Source organism: Rossellomorea aquimaris, from assembly GCF_020172085.1.
Classification (GTDB): domain Bacteria; phylum Bacillota; class Bacilli; order Bacillales; family Bacillaceae_B; genus Rossellomorea; species Rossellomorea aquimaris_E.
Genome location: NZ_JAIVAT010000007.1, coordinates 837,396 through 855,406, shown reverse-complemented (window position 1 = coordinate 855,406; position 18,011 = coordinate 837,396). Strand labels below are relative to the sequence as shown.

The following is an 18,011-nucleotide window of genomic DNA, read 5'->3' as shown; positions in this document are numbered from 1 at the left end:
ATACTGGCTGCTTTTATCGATTAGCTGCTGCTGATTCACTTTGAACATCCTCCTTCAACACGTCCATTTTCCAATTACTAAATAACTCTTTCACATTCACTTCGGCTAATGCATCTTGTGACATGTATGGGATCAACCCAATCACAGATACTCCTGTCAACTTTTCTATCATCCGCTTGTTGTCCCGTTCGATTTCCTCCAACTCATCTGGAGAAGTTTGATTTAGAACGATGCCCGCTATATGAATATTTCGCTGTTTCAACGCCATCACAGACAGAACCGTATGATTGATGGTACCGAGTCCGGCCCGTGCGACGAGAATGACCGGCAGGGACACTTCATTAATCAAATCCAAAATAGTTTCCTCCTCGTTCAAAGGAACGATTAATCCTCCCGCCCCTTCTACAAGGAGGAGTTCATGGGCGTTTCGTAAATTCTTCACCTGCTCTACGATCGGCTCAAGCTTAATCGACACACCGTTGATCCTAGCGGCAAGATGAGGAGAACTGGGTGTTTCTAATACGTATGTATTGGCTTCATTCCCAAAATGACGGTTCGTGACATTTTCATAAAATTCCGTGTCAGGCGCTACCAATCTATCATCCTTCCTGATTGCACCGCTTTGCACAGGCTTATATGGAAACACATCAATGCCCTCTTCTATGAAATACTTTGCCATCAAACCGGTGGTTAACGTTTTACCGATCTCTGTGTCCGTTCCAGTGATAAAAAAACCTTTCAATTTTCCTCCCCCTTTTATGTTAACCTAATTTACAATACAGTTAACATTTAAGATAATAACAATCATACCACAGTTTTTAGGGGGAGAAAATAATAATGGGAAAAACAAGGGAATTAGTCTTATGCGGCCTTTTTGCTGCTTTAATGGCAGTCGGGGCGAATGTATCTCCATTTCTAATGATCGGCGGGATTCCGGTGACCCTTCAGCTTATGTTCGCCATCATTGCAGGGGGGATGCTCGGAAGCCGTGTCGGTGCGAAGGCGATGGTCGTTTATGTCGCACTGGGGTTGATAGGTGCACCTGTCTTCGCCCAGTTTAAAGGTGGACCCTCAAGCATACTCAGTCCTACCTTTGGGTTTGTATTATCGTTTATATCTGTTGCATTCGTGGTGGGATTGATCCTGAAGAAGAATCGTTCTTTTTTGGGATACGTTACTTCCGGGGTGGCTGCCTTATTGTTCAATTACATAATCGGAACGAATTTCATGTACCTGGCCCTTACCTTCTGGGCAAATGCACCGAGTGGTTTCAGCTATAGTGTTGCCTGGGGATGGATGATGGCATATCTTCCCCTGGATATCATCGTTACCGTTGTTTCCATGATGACTGTACAACGATTATCTAAGTTGGGGCCTATAAGGAATGTTCGTCCTTCTCTTCATAAGTAGATTGATAGAGTGGTTTGTTTAGATTGGTTCAGCTGCTGTTTTTCCTCTACTATTCAGCAGCTGACTCCTTCCACTTTTTCACCTGCTGAACACAAAAACAAAAAACACCAGACACCCCAAAAGGCATCTGATGTTCCCCAGTCTTATCGACTCGCCAGCTCATAAATCTTCAAATTTCCATAAATCAACCTCAAATCAGGAACCTCAACACTGTTACGATCTGCAGCTTCTAATAGATAACCATAAAAATGGTCAGCCTCCACAGACAGCTCCTTCTCCATGTCGCGCTGCAGGGAAGATTTCATGCTGTAGCCCATTTCTCTGATTTTACCTGAAAGAGTTTCTTCAATCTTTTCAGCAAGAGGCGCACCCAATGCCCTCATGACAGCTGCCACCTGAGAAAGTACCGCCTCGATTCTGTCCGCTCCCTCAACGTTGTCTCTGATCGGCCCTATTGGTGCACGATACAGGGATGTGACACCTGACAACGTAGTAATAAAGAGGTATTTATGCCACATTTCCTGTTCGATGGTGTCGGATAAACGGAAGTTCGCTTTCGTACCTGAGAAGGCATCTACAAGCTTGATGATTCTTTCCGTCCGTTCCCCGCTTCTCTCTCCAAAGACCAGGTCATGAATCGGACTTGTCTGAATGACTTTACCCGATCCGTCAAGCGTAGATTCGACGAAGCATAAGCCTCCCAGCACCTTTTCTTTCCCAAAGGCTTCCATCATGTCATCAACATGTGACATTCCATTCAATAATGGAAGGATCATCGTGTCTTCCCCTACAAACGGTGTCATACTATCAATCGCCTCTTTTAGGTGATACGCCTTTGTCGATAAAATAATGACGTCAAAAGGCTCTGCTTTTTCTTCTGCTTTTAGTGTTTTCGGTTGACAGTGAAAATCGCCGTGAACGCTTTCGATGTGTAATCCATGTTCTTTCAGCTGATGTTCCCTTTTTTCCCTCACAAGAAACGTGACGTCTTCGCCCTTTTCTACTAATCTACCCCCGAAGTAACCTCCGACGGCACCAGCACCTACGACTAATATTCTCATATTCATCCGCCTCCCATTCTATTCATCTTCCATTCCATTCTCCGATATGAAAGCGGATAAATCAAAAATCTTGATCAATACATCAATCCATATACTAAAAATCTCTCATATTCATTCGCCTCAAACTCCCCAGTTAATGAAACCTCTTTTCTCAGCTGAAATAAAGGATGATCCTCCAGATAGTGAACATAGTCATCTGAGCTGTAATACAAAAGGATCTCAATGTCACGGGGAAAGGCTTCGACTGATCGGAGAATATTGTTGATGATTCCCATAAAGATTTGGACAGAAAACGGATTAAAAAAGTAGAAACGATTGTCTTCCGGATGAATGTCATAGTCCTCTGCCAGGCAGTGGCGAAAAGAAATCATGTCAGTCTTCATTCTCGTTTTCTCTTGATAGGTTGCGAGATTTCTTAAGCATTCCTCATAAAAATCATCGTTCATTTCCACCCCGACAACCGTGGATTGAAAATGATGATGAATGAAGAAATTCAAGCGCCCCTTGCCACATCCAAAATCGACGACCCGATCACTGTTTTTCAGTTCATACTGCTGAAACAACTCCTTTAGTGCCGCATAAGGAGTCGGTTCATAGCGGTGATAATGAAAGGATCTGTGAAAACCTATTTGGGGCTGGGTTGTCTTGATATTTAATAATGTATCAAACTCATGTTCTTTCATTGTGATCTCCTTATAGAACCTGCCGTGTATATATCCATGGTACCACGTTTACTCATACCTTTTTAGAAACAAAAAGCTCTTTTCGCAAAGATTGTTATAGTGAAACAATTACGCTTGAAAAGTTGATTGGAGCGGAAGGTGCTCGACTCCTGCGGGAAACGCTGGACAGGTGAGACCCCACAGGGCTTTAGCCCGAGGAGGCTCACTGCCAGCCCCGCGGAAAGCGAGCACCTGGAGTGGAAATCAACCACCTCTCGCTTGTTTAAAAGCAACAATGATTTCGCAAATTCCCAAACAAAAAAAGCAAATCCTTATGTAAAAAGGATTTGCTTTTTCATTCATTTTATACCCACCCGAGCGCTCTGACGATGGTTGCCACAAGGAATGTAACCCCAATCGCAATCGCTGTCGGAATCGCAAAAGACATGAACGTCCATTTCTTGCTTTTCGTTTCCTTGTAAATATTCACAAGGGTCGTTCCACAAGGGAAATGGAGCAGTGAGAATAGCATCATATTAAGTGCAGTGAGCCACGTCCAGCCATGACTGACAAAGACGGCTTTCAATTCTGTCAGATCGTCAAGTTCAAGCATCGCTCCTTGAGACAGGTAAGCCATGATTAAGATAGGAACAACAATTTCATTCGCAGGAAGCCCGATGATGAAGGCTGCCATGATAAAACCATCCATACCTAGTGCCTGACCGAATGGATCCAGGAAATTGACGAAGTGCATGAGAATGCTTGTGTCACCAATGTTGATATTTGCGATGATCCAGGTGATGATCGATGCTGGTGCTGCCACGATCACGGCACGTTTTAATACGTACCAGGATTTATCGATACTGGAACGTAATACTGTATTCCAGATCTTCGGACGACGATAAGGTGGTAACTCGAGCGTATAATGAGTCGGAACCCCTTTAAGGGCTGTCTTGGATAACACCCACGATACAGCAATAGTCACAGTAATCCCGATCAACACCATCGTCATGACCATTCCAGCCGTCACAAGGGAAGCCATTCCCCCTGCATAGCCGGCTGCCATGAATAGGGAAGCGAGCAAGATCAGTGTCGGCCAGCGTCCATTACATGGAACGAAGTTATTCGTCAGGATGGCAAGCATCCGTTCTCTTGGTGATTCAATGATCCTTGTCGACATGATGGCAGCAGCGTTACATCCGAAGCCCATCGCCATCGTCAAGGATTGCTTTCCATGACCTCCTGCCTTCTTAAACAGGCGATCCATGTTAAAGGCAACACGAGGTAAATACCCGTAATTTTCAAGCAGCGCAAAAGCCGGGAAGAAAATCGCCATCGGTGGAAGCATGACGCTGATGACCCAACCGGTACCCCTGAAGAAACCGAGAACGAGCACACCATGAAGCCATTCAGGTGCATTCATGGCGGTAAAGAGCAGGGTCAGCTGTCCTTCCATCCAGGCGAATCCCTGTGCAAGCATACTTGAAGGGACGTTTGCCCCTGCGATTGTCAGGTAGAAAACCGCCCCAAGCATGGCAAGCATGATGGGAAATCCCCAAATCGGAGAAGTCAGCACTTTATCCAGCTTTTCTGAATGAATTCTTTCTTTATTTTTGTACTTTACAACTTCTTGGCAGATTCCTCTGCTCGTCGAATAGATATTTTCGACAATTTCATCCCGAAGGTTGTCACTCGACATCCCTTTAGCATGATTGAATAAATACGCGAGTCCCTGATCTCCTTCATGTGGTTGCATTGATTGAGACATTGGAAAATCCTCCTCCCTTACGTTCCCTCCGGAAGTAATCATTCATCGAGTTGAGTATACTTTCATCTCCATCTAATAAACGCAAGGAAATCCATCGAATCGGGAACTCATCGCCAATCATTTGCCGTACTTTGGGTGAGAGCTCTTCAATTTTTGCTTCGATATCCTCTGAATAGGTCATGCGATATGGAGTGGTCGGTACATTTCCTTGGGCCATTTCATGGACAGTGTCCAATAATTCTTTGATTCCCGTTTTATTTCTTGCCGAGATTTTCACAACAGGAACACCCAATTTTTTCTGAAGTGCTTCACTGTTTACTTCTATTCCTTTTTTCTTGGCTTCATCCATTAGATTAAGGGCTACGATCACTCGATCCGTCATTTCCATGACTTGAAGAGCAAGGTTCATATTTCTCTCCAGTGACGTTGCGTCAAGGACTACAAGTGTCACATCCGGTTTATCAAAAATAATATAATCCCGTGCCACTTCTTCATCCTGAGAATTGGAATAAAGGGAGTAGGTTCCGGGTAGATCGACAATGGTAAAATCCGTCCCATTGTGTTTGAACTCGCCTTCAGCGTGAATGACGGTTTTACCAGGCCAGTTTCCTGTGTGCTGACGCAATCCCGTCAATAGATTGAATAATGTACTTTTCCCTGTGTTCGGATTACCTGCAAGAGCAATTCTGTATGAACTCATTCTATGCACCTCCTAATTTCTCAACATGAATACGTGAACTTTCTTCTTTTCGCAAAGCAATCGTCGTATCGCTCACCCGAAAGGCCATAGGATCCCCCAATGGGCTTTTTTGGATGACGGCAACTTCGGATCCCTTTACAAATCCTAAATCCAATAATCTTCTTCTCATCGTACCTTCTAATGATAATGATGTTATAAGAACACGGTCCCCTGGCTTACATTCTGATAGAGGCATCGATTTGACTTCGGACATGTTTCATTCCTCCGGTAAATTATATTGTCTTTATATTAAAAAGTTTCCCTTGTGCAAATTATATGTTCATCTTATTCCCTTCACCCCTAAAATGTCAATAAAAGTTTCATATTTTTATAGAATTTTTGAATGAACATGTTTACCAAGAAGCATCCATTTACAAGAAAAGAGGCACCTGGCAGTCCAGATACCTCTTTCTTAAAATACTTATGGATTCACCTTCTAACCAAGATATCCTAATAAATCAAGCTCTCCCTCTTCCCAGCCTTTCTCACTGACCTCTTTTACCATTAGCTCATTGATGACTTCAAAGCCGATGCCAACAGTGGTTTGATTTTCATCATTGATCTTTAACCATTTGCATCGGTTTTGAACTTTTTTAAAGCCATTCCTTTCATATAATTGCGTATGATCCGCAAATAACAACATATTATCGATGTCTCGATTACGACAAAATTGCTCTGCTTCCTTCAATAAAATTGAGGCGACTCCGCGGGAACGGATTACTGCAGATACACAAACATCGATAAGACTTAGTACATTAATACGTCGCCCATTTAGGTTCATTACTCGATAATCACATGCAATATGCCCGACCAACCGACCCTCCTTGTATGCCAGAAATCTTAGGTGTGGCTTCTGTTTGAAATAAATCCTGTCCTTAGGGTAATCCTCTCCAAAGCATTCACATAATAATGGCTGCAAGCGCTTGTGAATATCTTGGTCTAAATCAAACTCCGATACGGTCCTTATTTCAACAATACTCAAGTCTCATTCCTCCTAACATCTCAAATGTATAGTCAATATTTACGGATATGATAAACCCATTGTTTCATCTTACTCCAAAAAAAGTTCTTCCAATCACATCACATGATTAACCTCTGGAACTTGTGGTAAGTTAAATATGTTGGAAGTCAAAGATAAGGAGTGATTGTTCGATGTCCACTAAAGATCAAGTCAAACAAGACATTTTAGATGCTTACCATTTCAGACATGCAACCAAGGAATTCGATCCGAATAAGAAGGTGTCCGATGACGATTTCCATTTCATTATGGAAACAGGCCGACTGTCGCCAAGTTCATTTGGATTCGAACCATGGAGATTCCTGGTCATCCAAAGTCCCGAGCTGAGAGAAAAGATCAAAAACACAGCTTGGGGAGCATACGGCAAACTCCCGGAAGCCAGTCACTTCGTCGTAATCCTCGCGAGAACCAAGAAGGATACCAAGTATGATTCTGACTATCTACAGGATCATTTTAAAAATAAAAAGAACATGCCTGAGGATCTTTTGGCAAAATATTTGGAGAGAATCGAACAGTTCCAAAAGGTTGATTTCGACTTACTGGAAGGCGATCGTCCTCTATACGACTGGGCAGGTAAGCAGACATATATTGCCCTTGGTAATATGATGACCGCCGCTGCCGAAATTGGAGTCGACTCCTGTCCAATCGAAGGTTTTGATATTGAAAAGATGAATACGTTATTGGACGAGGAGGGCCTCCTTGAAGACGGCAGTTTCAGTATTTCCGTCATGGTCGCTTTCGGTTATCGAGTCAAGGATCCATCTCCCAAAACGCGTCGTCCATATGAAGATATCGTGAAGTTTGTATAAATAAAATGACCCCGGTACATCACCGCGGGTCATTTTTCTTGCTATTCTATTGTTTAAACCAATCCGCACCCTCATCCATATGAACAAACGGAATATCTGTATCGACTTCACCGGTGATTTTATCCAGCTCGACGTCATGCCCTTCCAGCCACTGGGCAAAATCAAAGACGACCGGTTCGCGGTCTCCCCCAAGGGCAAACCAAGCCTTCATCTCTCTAGGTAAATAAGCCGATGTATGGATCGTACCAGCCCAGCTGCCGTAAAGATCCGAGAAAACGCCTTTATCCGAATCATTCATTAAGCGGAAAGCTTTATGGACATCTTGGTCCCCCTTTTCCTGAATAACTCCCAATCTTCGCTTTGAATCGACCAGGTGATTTCGGTTCTCATGGGTCATCACTTCAAAGTGATTGGTACACGCATTCGCTAGGCGAACCTCCACCCCTCGTGGCGACGTTTCCACAATAAACGTCTCTCCACTTCTGTCATACACCACATAGCTGAAGGAATGCCTATGAGGGATTTCCTTCAACATGGCAACCGCTTCCGATACATTACCGCATGATTCCAGGATCAGACGACCGATCATACAACAGATGAAGCCATCACCGGGATTTTTCCTGTGCATGAAGTTATAGCCCAATGCCAGACCTTTTTCGTTCATGCCATCCATACGCCCGGTCACACGCTGACTCGGACCGATGATACTATACCCGCCGTCCGTCGGTTGATAAAATGTATAGCGCCCCTCGTATGTTTTCGGGTGATAATCATAGTTGCGAATCAAATAGTCCTGTCCTGTTACAATCGAACATCCGGATTTCACATATTCAACCCGGTACCCGCCAAACTCCTTTAGCACCCTTTCCATCGGCCACTCGAGGGCTTCCTGCAATCCAAGGAGTTCGTCCCATATGCCGGGGGCAAATTGTTTGATCACGTCCTTGGCTTCTCCAACGCTGATAGAAAAGCGAGGCTTTCGCACCTTCCACTGATTCTCCCGGTTTCTTACCATTATTGAATCCTTTATCCGTTCCCCTTGCATATAACCAAAGTCGAAGTGTGATCCACGAAATTGTATGATATCGCTATGTATTGTTTTCATCCTAAAACCTCATTATCATCAGAATCTATTCTATTAGGATAATAGAATGCATGAGAAAAAGAAAGAAATCACCTTTCTTCTATAATCGCTTATGAACCGGGAGAAACACCACCATCACAAAACATATTAGGAATGCCATCCCCGTTACCAATTCCCCTATAAAAAAACCAAGAGAGCTCATGAACTCGTCCTCACCAGGGTATATCGGCACATACGTGTTCCATTCATAAAGGATATACAAGAATAGGAGTAAATAGAAACTGCTTCCCGTCATACCCGCTTTCCATCTCTCGCCTTTCATCCACTCCCTCGCATAGACAAGCGATTGCCACACAAGAATACTAGTGACCGTTGCAGCCACCATGATCACAAGGTGAATGTAGGGGATCATCAGATAGGTAATGCCATACAGCACCAATGCGGTTGTACCGAATAAAATCAGATTAATCACAAATAAAAAAACTCCGATCAACCAGGGATTTTGAAACCATTCATACTTATCTAATGAAGTAATCCACTTTATGGAATAGGTATTTTCACTAGATCTCTTCACAAAAAAGAATAGACCGATCATACCCAACAAGAGCATTAGTGTCATCTGCCACTCTCCTCCTAACTTCTGTTATTTTTAACGTTTGCTTCGATGAACTCATGGCTTATTTTACCATATCAATCTTGGACATTGATGCTTTTTCTACTGTGTACCTGGTACAAACCCAACGAAATGTACCAGGTACAGTCCTTCTCCCTTCGTTCAGCACCCAAAAAATAAAAGAACGGCCATATCGACCGTCCTCTCATCTATTATTTCTTCTCAATAATCTCATCAATGATCCCATATTCCTTTGCCTCATAGGCACTCATGAAATAATCACGATCCGTATCGAAGGCGACTTTCTCAACGGATTGACCAGTTTTCTCGGCAATGATTTCATTTATATGCTCCCTTAATTTTAGGATCCGCTTTGCCGAAATTTCAAGATCAGTCGCCTGTCCTCTTGCCCCTCCCAGCGGCTGATGAATCATGATTTCGCTATTTGGCAGGGCAAAACGTTTTCCTTTCGTGCCTGCAAGAAGCAGCATTGCACCGAATGATGCTGCCATGCCCGTGCAGATCGTCCTTACATCCGGATTGATGTATTGCATCGTATCAAAGATGGCGAACCCGGCAGAAGTCGAGCCGCCCGGACTATTGATATACAGAGAGATATCTTTATCGGGATCATCCGCAGCCAAAAATAACAATTGCGCAACAATGCTATTGGCCATATGATCATTCACTTCGTCGCTGACCATGATGATTCTGTCCTTCAATAACCGTGAGTAAATATCGTAGGAACGTTCTCCTTTACTGGACTGTTCAATCACATAAGGTATTGCATTCATACATACTTCCTCCCTCTTTCGTTATGCAGCCATTGAGAGGACGGCAGATGGAGAAGAAGTCGTTGGCGTTGGTGCCACGCACATATGGACTGGACCATATGCAAGCAGGGTCGGGATGTAGGCGATCAGGAGGCTCGGATCCTGTGCTTTCAAACTACGGTATAAAATGGCGTTCAACTCTTTTTGGAGTTTTTCATCGCTGTATGTTTGAAATTCTCCCCATTCGTCATCACTGTGGATTTTTTTCAGTTTGGCTCTTGAACGGTTCAGCAATGCCTTAACGGCGGTCTCCGTCAGATCCAATAGATCCGCCACTTCCGAAATTTTGAATTGAAAGGCTTCCTTTAATATGAAGGAAAACAACTGCTTCGGAGTAAGATTATTGGAGAGCATTTCGATCATATCGGGACTGATCCACTCTTTCGGATGATGTTCGATACCTAATTCTGGAGCAGGGCCGATCGTTTCCCTGCTTTGTTTTCGACCATTATCGATCCACAGATGATACGCCATTTTCTTCAGCAAAGCAGAACTCCAGTCCTGACGATCAGGGTATCGACTGAGGGCTTTACAAACAGCCTCTTGAGCAAGGTCCTCCCCGTCCCATTTGTCCTTCGTCAGAAAATAACAGTATCGAAAGAGCTTTGGTACCATTTCTTCCATTCCCTTATCGTTATGGCTGATCACCGATCTCGTTTGCATTGTCTTCACTCCTTTACATCCTCTCATGTTAATAACGGATAGGTATGTGAAAAAGATATGGGTATAAGGATGATTTTATTATTATTATATCCAAGAGGTGGGAGTTCGGTAATAAATTGGTTTAAGCTCTACCACTTATGCTAAAGTGTAATCATAAAAATTCTTTACAGAAAAGAGGTGCTGCTATGATATCGATCCTTGTCGTTGATGATGACCCTCATCTTCGAAAGCTCGTACGTGTGTATTTGGAGCAGAATGGTTACCTGGTGACAGAAGCACCTGACGGCGAAGCTGCATCCGACATTCTTCTCAATCAAACCATCGACCTTGCCATTGTCGACCTGATGATGCCGAATAAAGATGGATTTCAGTTAGCAGGGGAAGTGAGAGAAGACTATGATATTCCAATCATTATGTTGACTGCGAGGGGCAGCATCACGGATAAAGCGAAAGGATATCAGGCAGGGACCGATGATTATATGGTGAAACCCTTTGAGAAAGAAGAGCTCCTCTTCCGCGTACAGGCCATCTTGAGAAGATACGACCGTGCCGGTTCTCAAACCATCCGACTAAATGAGATGACTCTTGATAAACGATCTTACGAGGTGAAAATAGGAACCACAACCATGCTTCTCCCCCTCAAGGAGTTTGAACTTCTATATTATCTTGCAAGTTTCCCCAATCGAACCTTCACAAGGGATGAACTCATCCGGCATGTGTGGGGAATGGATTTCGAAGGGGATGACCGGACCATCGATGTCCATATTAAAAGACTGCGTGAACGGTTCAAGCGTTACAGCGATGCCTTTACGATCACGACCGTCCGGGGTATCGGCTACAAACTGGAGGTATCATAAATGAGAACCCTTTATATCCGGATCGTGGTCGTCACGCTCCTGATCATGATTGTCAGCAGTGTGATTGCCTTTATCGGTTCAAACCTTTACTATCAGATGATTTTAAAACCCTCCAATGATGAGAAAAACACTGAAATAGCCCATGACGTGGTAGAACTCTTTGAAGCTGCCTCCATAGACGAATCCACTTTTTTTAAGAAGACGGCAAAACTAAGCTATCAATTTTACGTGACCGATGGAAAGGCTGGAACCTTTTATGGGGAGGAATTTCGGAATCGTACACTATCACCTGAAGTGATAACGAGCGTACTAAATGGGACTACTTACCACGGGATGGCTGAATATCCTTCCACCACGTTTGTGACGGGATTTTTCTCCAACGAATTGTCCAACTCTATCGGTGTCCCGATTGAAATCGACGGGAAGCCTCATGCGTTATTTATGAGACCAAACGTCAAGCAGCAGTTCAATGAAATACATATTCTCCTATCTGTCCTGCTCCTCTTGACGATTGCACTCAGCATGCTGATTGTCTTCTTTAGTACACGGTATTTAGTGAAACCGATCAGGGAGCTAACCGTTGCCACAAAGAAGATAGCCGGTGGGGATTATTCCATTCAGTTAAAAGAAAATCGCAACGATGAAATCGGGACCCTTGCCAAATCATTTACGAGCATGAGCCGCCAACTGAGACAGGTGGACCAAATGCGCCAGGAGTTTGTTTCAAATGTATCCCATGAAATACAGACACCTCTTTCATCCATGAAGGGATATGCGAATCTGTTGCGCTCCCCCTCCATTTCGAAAGAAGATCAAGACTATTATTCGAAGGTGATCGAAACAGAAAGCACCCGTTTGTCAACGTTAAGCAAACAGCTTTTGACCCTTGCCTCCCTTGATAAAGATCAAGCAGTGCTCAAACATGAACCCGTTAACTTGACTAAGATGCTCCAAGACCTTATTGCACAAACGAGGTGGCTGTGGGAAGAGAAGAATCTTGCCTTGTCCCTGGAAGCGGACGAAGTGATCTATTCCGGACACGAAGATCTGCTACACCAGGCGTTTGAGAACCTATTATCAAACAGTATTAAATACACCCATCGTGATGGCGAAATCCATATGTCCCTTCATAAAGAGCAAGAAGGCGTCACATTTAAGATCCAGGACACCGGAATCGGTATCCCTTCAACACATTTGGAAAAGATCTTTGACCGCTTCTACAAAGTGGATGAGTCCCGGAGTCATGAACGTGACAGCAGCGGCCTTGGACTGTCCATCGTAAAGAAGATCATCACGCTTCATCATGGCGAAATCCATGTAAAAAGCATTCCACATAAAGGAACCACCTTTACGGTGACGCTTCCTTAATCCTTTGTTCATCTTCCGTTCATACTTCCCTTCTATCATGAAAGGGAAGATATGAAAGGGAAGGTGATTTTTTTGTTTCTCGCATGGAAAGAAATTCGCTATGCCAAAATGAAATTCTTATTGATCACAGGCATCATCACATTGATTACAAGTCTGGTGTTGTCTATATCAGGATTAGCAAATGGATTATCCGTAGATAATGCCTCTGCCATAAAAAATATGACGGCTGACACATATGTTGTGGAAAAAAGCGACACACATCAGTTGGAAAGATCCAATATGACAGCAGAAGATATCGCTGCTGTAAAAGGAGGTTCCCCACTTGGTTTGAGAATGGTGGAAATGGTCCATGAAGGGAAAGCATTGAACATCAGCCTCTTTGCCTTAGATCCAACCAGCTCATTCATGCCTGCCTCTGAAGAAAGCGTCGAGCTCGCTCCATACGAGATGCTTGCGGATCCGAGCTTGAAGAAAGAAGGAATACAACCTGGAGACACTTTCACCTATCAAGGGAAAACATGGACCATCCGTGGCTTTACAGAGAAACGCTTCAGCTACGGACATACACCGGCCATGTTTACCTCGATGGAGACATGGAAGGATCTTAATGGTGATACCCCTGTGTACCAGGCGCTCCTCTTCACGGATAAGGAAGGAGCAGATATTCCTCTCAATCTGGACGCAGCATCGAAGAAGGACATTCTTTCAAACGTACCGGGTTATTCGGCGGAGCAGGGTTCTTTAAAGATGATGGTGGTCTTCCTGCTCATCATCTCAGCGATTGTCCTGGCAACTTTCTTCTATGTCATGACCCTGCAGAAGCTTCATCAATACGGTGTATTAAAAGCGATTGGGACTAAAGCAGGCATTCTCCTGCGTGCCCTGTTCGCCCAAATATCCATTCTTTCCATCCTTGGGATCCTGGCAGGAAATATCCTTACGTATGGATTGACACACATCATTCCTGGAAATGTCCCATTTGATATATCTATCGGGATGGTACTGTTAAACAGCGGTTTAATCTTAGCCATGGCATGGATCGGTTCACTATTGTCCTTCAGAAGCATTACGAAAGTCGATCCATTAGAAGCAATCGGAGGGGTGAAATAAGATGACATCGATTTTAGAGTTAAACGGGGTTACGAAAACATACAAACAAGGCCATGAAACACTCACAGTTTTAGATCATATATCCATGAGGGTTAACAGAGGAGAGTTCGGGGCGATACTGGGACCTTCCGGATCCGGAAAAAGCACCCTCCTCTCCATCATCGGGGCATTGACCAGTCCCTCAAGCGGTGAAGTCATCCTAAACGGACGAAATGTACACGAGATGAACGGAAAAGAACAAACGGCCCTTCGCATGAAGGAAATCGGCTTCATCTTCCAGCAATCGAATCTTGTGCCGTTCTTAACCGTCGAAGAACAACTATTACTCGTCGGGAAGCTCAACAGACAGAAGAATCAACCTCAGGAACGGGCAACAGCATTATTGTCTCACCTCGGACTTGAAGAACGAAGCTCTCATTATCCTGAACAGCTCTCCGGTGGAGAACAGCAGCGGGTAGCCATCGCCCGTGCCCTCATGAATGAACCGAAGCTAATCCTTGCCGATGAACCTACCGCAAGCCTTGACCGGGAACGGGGGAAATCCGTGGTGGAATTATTATTAAAAGAAACCAAGGAAAGGAATATTGCTACCATCATGGTTACGCATGATGAATCGATGATTGGGGAATGTGATTGGGTTTATCGGATGGGGTAAGAATGAAGAAAGTGCCTGGAAACCGTCAGGCACTTTCTTCATTTTGCTTAAACAGTTCCTTCAATTTTTCGGGATCATCCACTCTCAAAGCCACCTTAGACACCTCTTCTTTTCTACCCATGAATAGGGTCGCTTCGACAGGCTCCTTCAAGACCAAGAAAACCTGAGGATGAATCTCCTCAAAGTCTTTCTGCATAAAAATCATGGTGCCTTTACTTGGTTTCTTCTCTCCCCATTCCATTCTCTTGATGTTTGATAGGGGCAGGATCAGCCGATGCCTTAGTCCCTGAGCAATGTGCAGCGAGCCATTTTTCACTTCAAAAGGATGCAATCGTGTAATCTGGATTTCGGCTAGTATGAGAAGAATGCTGTACATGTTTAGAATGAGCAGAATGAATGACAGGACCGGAATTTTGGAGTGCAGCCACCAATGAAGACCAATCGTTTCGATTGCGACGGCATGGATGAGCATGATATTCATGGCGATGGCACTAGTCTTATGATGCATCGTTACCACCCTTTTATGAGTGGGTGCTTTCTTCCGCCAGCTGAAGATGGCGTAGTACACCATCAGAATCTCTGATGCCACGATTCTGATAAGAGGAAGTCTGCTTACCTTTCTTTCCACTGCAGGAAGGAATGAAAAGATCGGACCTGTTCGCGTTGATCTCATTTCAGCCCGGATGACTGGAATTCTCTTGAGCAGAAGGAAGATCAGGCCCAGTTCCGCCAGAAAGAACAAGGCTTCAGAGCTAATCCCGAAGTACAGGAGGAGGGTATAGGGAGCAAAGAATTCTTCAGGAATGATGACTCTTGCCATGACCAATCCAAACACGACGAATCCGACCGCCTGCTTCTTTGAAACTTTGAAAGCTGCATAGGCGAGTGCAGGTGAAATGATGACCAGATCCACTAAAGATCCAAGTACGACACCACTTTCAAGTTTTATAGCCAGGACCTGCTGCACAAGTGGCTGATACAGTAGCACATTACTTATAAGGACCAGTGTTAACAGGGCAAGTGCCCATAATGACCATTTCGAGTTTCGGAGAACCATTCTTACACCTCCACCTACCATATATTCCATTTACTTACATTATAACTCTTTCAGCTTATTTCGGAAATCTTCGTCTCTTAGAATATTCAGCATGAATGAATTCAAACTCCCTGAGATCTTTTCGAACTCCCCCGCTCCCAGCTCGTTTGTAAAGATCGCAATCTCTGTTGAATTTCCTTCTTTATCTGTTGCATACGCAGCATTCGTGACGAGGAACTCTGTCGATCCCCCTTTTTGTCCGGCATGCATTAACCACTCCCGATTGATAGGACTTTCCATAAGAACTTCCATTACAGCATCCAATCGCTCTTGTATTTCACGTTGAAAAAAGGTCTTGGAATTGAGCTTTCCCATGAGTGTTGCGTATTCAAAAGTAGTACTCCGGGTCAGTCTGTCGGACCAAATTTTGTCCAGACGCTTACTTGAATGCCAATTTTCAAGGTACAGACCTTTTTCCCCCTCTTTTAAATTTTGTGAAACGGTTTGAGCGATTCGTATGTATTCCTCTTTTGACATTTCCTTTACCTTTGACTCGATATAGTCATTTGTATAGGAAGGACCTTTCATCTTCAAATACGTTGGAATCAGCAAGGCCCCCACGACCGGGTAAAGCGCTTCATGTTTTTCAATGCTCAAATCATCCAGCAATCCGTTGATTTCATTCACTCCAAGAAGGTCCATTAAATAGTCCGTGTTTGCATTGGAGCTGAAAGCAATCATTCCTTTCACCACATTTTCAAGGGTAGTACTATTTCCAGGGAGAAGTCCCTTATCTTTCGAATACGCCATCCAGTCTTCATGGGCTCCCCCATCTGTATTGGGAATATAATATCGCTCGAGCTCTTCCAGAGAAACGCTGTGGGAAGGATCTAATGTCTGTTCCCTGCATTGCTTCGCATATTCAATGGCGATGATGGTCTTCACCGCACTTGCTAACGGAAGCATCTCATCTTCCCGGACAGACTTGAGCGTTTCCCCATTCCGAACCACCGTTAAACTCCAATTCTTGTGATGTTTCAAGTAGTTTAACAGATAGTGTCCATCCCTTTTATCCGCTCGCTGCCTAACGCCGGCCACAATGATGAACAAAGCGATAACCAAAACGATGCCACTAATGAATAAAGCCACCTTCATGTTCCTCTCTCCTGTCTAAATATGGATACTATATTTACGGTTTGAAAATGGGAAATGTTTCATTTCACCAACGTAAAAAAACTTATCCACCAGTTGATGGATAGGTTTCGGTTTCATTCAGATTGCCTGTTTTTTTCCGTCTTCATTATTTTTCAGGAACATGTAAAGTGAAGCGCCGAAAATGACAATGTACCCTATAATACTGTATACATCAGGAATCTGCCCAAACAGGAAGATGCTGATAAGCGCGGAATAAACAACCGTCGAATAGAAGAAGATTGATATCTCCCTTGCTGGTGCAAACTTGTATGCGATTGTAATCCCGAACTGACCAACTGTCGCAAAAACACCTGCGGATAGCAGGTACACCCACTGCTTCGCACTCATCGGCTCATAAAATCCGATGACAAATGGTAGGAGCACGACTGTCGTAAAGAATGAAAAATAAAAGACGACCGTATAAAACTTCTCCCTGCTCCCGAGCACCCGGAGGACCGTGTAGGCACCTGCGGCAAAAATGGCGGAAAACACTCCCGCGAGATACGGAATGACATCGAAAGAAAATGCTGGTTTAATGATGAACAATGTCCCAATGAATGCGATGATGATCGCCACCACCTGAAAGAGACGCGTTCGTTCTTTCAAGAATAGGGCCGAGAAGATGATGGTCAAAAATGGGCTCAGCTTGTTCAACATATCGGCATCCGATAACACGAGATGATCAATAGCATAGAAGAAAAGCACAATTCCAACGGCTCCTAAAGCGGAACGCAGCAGTAGAAGCTTTTGATTTTCTTTTTTTCCAAATAGGCGTTCCTTATGATACCGGACAAAACCGAATGCAATGAATGCAGAGACGATATTCCGGAAAAAGGTCTTCTGAATCGTCGGCACATCCCCGGACAACTTGACAAAAGCTGCCATCAAGGAGAAACCAAACGCTGATAGTAATAACAGTATGATGCCTTTATTTCGATTTGACATTATTTCCTCCAATAATAAACAATTTAGCAACTAAAATAGTGTATCAAAAAAAGAAGGCAAAGAAAAAAATCTGAACCTTCACTGTTCCTTTTCCCTAAAAAAGGAATGACTTTTGAATCAGATGGGTATAGGAACAAGCAGTAGTGACACCTCTCAGCATAGGAAAATGCTCCTTACTTCTCCTGT

20 protein-coding genes are annotated in these 18,011 nt (G+C 43.9%); 6 read left to right on the top strand and 14 right to left on the bottom strand.

Features of this window, described 5'->3' with window-relative positions; genetic code table 11:
- Positions 1–13: 13 nt before the first annotated feature.
- Positions 14–742 carry a dethiobiotin synthase gene (bioD, locus tag LCL96_RS17075; RefSeq protein WP_224943129.1) on the bottom strand — a complete coding sequence of 243 codons (729 nt, stop codon included), beginning with the start codon at positions 740–742 and terminating at the stop codon, positions 14–16.
- Positions 743–837: 95 nt separating this feature from the next.
- Here bioD and LCL96_RS17070 point away from each other — a divergent pair, with 95 nt between their 5' ends.
- The gene (locus tag LCL96_RS17070) at positions 838–1,410 is read left to right on the top strand and encodes a biotin transporter BioY (RefSeq protein ID WP_224943125.1); all 573 of its coding nucleotides are present in this window, start codon (positions 838–840) and stop codon (positions 1,408–1,410) included.
- Between the two features lie 143 nt (positions 1,411–1,553).
- Here LCL96_RS17070 and LCL96_RS17065 read toward each other — a convergent pair whose 3' ends face one another.
- The 6 genes from LCL96_RS17065 to LCL96_RS17040 form a co-directional block, all read right to left on the bottom strand.
- Positions 1,554–2,471 carry a ketopantoate reductase family protein gene (locus LCL96_RS17065; protein WP_224943124.1) on the bottom strand — a complete coding sequence of 306 codons (918 nt, stop codon included), beginning with the start codon at positions 2,469–2,471 and terminating at the stop codon, positions 1,554–1,556.
- Between the two features lie 74 nt (positions 2,472–2,545).
- Positions 2,546–3,154, bottom strand: coding sequence for an SAM-dependent methyltransferase (locus LCL96_RS17060; protein ID WP_224943121.1), 609 nt, complete (start codon positions 3,152–3,154; stop codon positions 2,546–2,548).
- Between the two features lie 343 nt (positions 3,155–3,497).
- Positions 3,498–4,889 carry a nucleoside recognition domain-containing protein gene (locus LCL96_RS17055; protein WP_224943541.1) on the bottom strand — a complete coding sequence of 464 codons (1,392 nt, stop codon included), beginning with the start codon at positions 4,887–4,889 and terminating at the stop codon, positions 3,498–3,500.
- On the bottom strand, positions 4,876–5,601 hold the full coding sequence (locus LCL96_RS17050; RefSeq protein WP_224943118.1) for a FeoB small GTPase domain-containing protein: 726 nt from the start codon (positions 5,599–5,601) through the stop codon (positions 4,876–4,878). Before LCL96_RS17050 ends, LCL96_RS17055 begins: the two co-directional genes overlap by 14 nt.
- A gap of 1 nt (position 5,602) precedes the next feature.
- Positions 5,603–5,854: a FeoA family protein gene (locus LCL96_RS17045; RefSeq protein WP_224943098.1), complete on the bottom strand. Its 252-nt coding sequence runs from the start codon at positions 5,852–5,854 to the stop codon at positions 5,603–5,605.
- Positions 5,855–6,076: 222 nt separating this feature from the next.
- Entirely contained in the window at positions 6,077–6,622 is a 546-nt protein-coding gene (locus tag LCL96_RS17040; protein WP_224943096.1) for a GNAT family N-acetyltransferase, read from the bottom strand.
- Positions 6,623–6,792: 170 nt separating this feature from the next.
- Between LCL96_RS17040 and LCL96_RS17035 the strand changes: the two genes are divergently transcribed.
- Entirely contained in the window at positions 6,793–7,467 is a 675-nt protein-coding gene (locus tag LCL96_RS17035; RefSeq protein WP_224943094.1) for an NAD(P)H-dependent oxidoreductase, read from the top strand.
- 46 nt (positions 7,468–7,513) lie between these two features.
- Here LCL96_RS17035 and LCL96_RS17030 read toward each other — a convergent pair whose 3' ends face one another.
- From LCL96_RS17030 to LCL96_RS17015, 4 genes are all read right to left on the bottom strand, one after another.
- Positions 7,514–8,572, bottom strand: coding sequence for a C45 family autoproteolytic acyltransferase/hydolase (locus LCL96_RS17030; RefSeq protein ID WP_224943092.1), 1,059 nt, complete (start codon positions 8,570–8,572; stop codon positions 7,514–7,516).
- Between the two features lie 79 nt (positions 8,573–8,651).
- Positions 8,652–9,170, bottom strand: coding sequence for a hypothetical protein (locus tag LCL96_RS17025; RefSeq protein ID WP_224943089.1), 519 nt, complete (start codon positions 9,168–9,170; stop codon positions 8,652–8,654).
- Positions 9,171–9,376: 206 nt separating this feature from the next.
- Positions 9,377–9,958: an ATP-dependent Clp endopeptidase proteolytic subunit ClpP gene (clpP, locus tag LCL96_RS17020; protein WP_224943085.1), complete on the bottom strand. Its 582-nt coding sequence runs from the start codon at positions 9,956–9,958 to the stop codon at positions 9,377–9,379.
- Between the two features lie 21 nt (positions 9,959–9,979).
- Complete coding sequence (locus LCL96_RS17015) at positions 9,980–10,660, bottom strand: sigma factor-like helix-turn-helix DNA-binding protein (RefSeq protein WP_224943082.1); 681 nt, start codon at positions 10,658–10,660, stop codon at positions 9,980–9,982.
- Positions 10,661–10,845: 185 nt separating this feature from the next.
- Between LCL96_RS17015 and LCL96_RS17010 the strand changes: the two genes are divergently transcribed.
- The 4 genes from LCL96_RS17010 to LCL96_RS16995 all read left to right on the top strand — a co-directional run bounded on the left by LCL96_RS17010 (position 10,846) and on the right by LCL96_RS16995 (position 14,650).
- Positions 10,846–11,517 carry a response regulator transcription factor gene (locus LCL96_RS17010; RefSeq protein WP_224943079.1) on the top strand — a complete coding sequence of 224 codons (672 nt, stop codon included), beginning with the start codon at positions 10,846–10,848 and terminating at the stop codon, positions 11,515–11,517.
- Positions 11,518–12,885, top strand: a complete 1,368-nt coding sequence (locus tag LCL96_RS17005) for a sensor histidine kinase (protein WP_224943077.1) — start codon at positions 11,518–11,520, stop codon at positions 12,883–12,885. It begins immediately after the preceding gene.
- Between the two features lie 72 nt (positions 12,886–12,957).
- A complete protein-coding gene (locus tag LCL96_RS17000) occupies positions 12,958–13,995 on the top strand; it encodes an ABC transporter permease (protein WP_224943076.1) in 1,038 nt (345 codons plus the stop codon).
- A 1-nt stretch (position 13,996) separates the two neighbouring features.
- Positions 13,997–14,650, top strand: coding sequence for an ABC transporter ATP-binding protein (locus tag LCL96_RS16995; RefSeq protein ID WP_224943074.1), 654 nt, complete (start codon positions 13,997–13,999; stop codon positions 14,648–14,650).
- A 25-nt stretch (positions 14,651–14,675) separates the two neighbouring features.
- Here LCL96_RS16995 and LCL96_RS16990 read toward each other — a convergent pair whose 3' ends face one another.
- The 3 genes from LCL96_RS16990 to LCL96_RS16980 all read right to left on the bottom strand — a co-directional run bounded on the left by LCL96_RS16990 (position 14,676) and on the right by LCL96_RS16980 (position 17,825).
- Positions 14,676–15,707 carry a hypothetical protein gene (locus LCL96_RS16990; RefSeq protein ID WP_224943072.1) on the bottom strand — a complete coding sequence of 344 codons (1,032 nt, stop codon included), beginning with the start codon at positions 15,705–15,707 and terminating at the stop codon, positions 14,676–14,678.
- 39 nt (positions 15,708–15,746) lie between these two features.
- The gene (locus LCL96_RS16985; protein WP_224943070.1) at positions 15,747–16,841 is read right to left on the bottom strand and encodes a serine hydrolase; all 1,095 of its coding nucleotides are present in this window, start codon (positions 16,839–16,841) and stop codon (positions 15,747–15,749) included.
- A gap of 117 nt (positions 16,842–16,958) precedes the next feature.
- The gene (locus LCL96_RS16980) at positions 16,959–17,825 is read right to left on the bottom strand and encodes a DMT family transporter (RefSeq protein WP_224943068.1); all 867 of its coding nucleotides are present in this window, start codon (positions 17,823–17,825) and stop codon (positions 16,959–16,961) included.
- Positions 17,826–18,011: the final 186 nt, after the last annotated feature.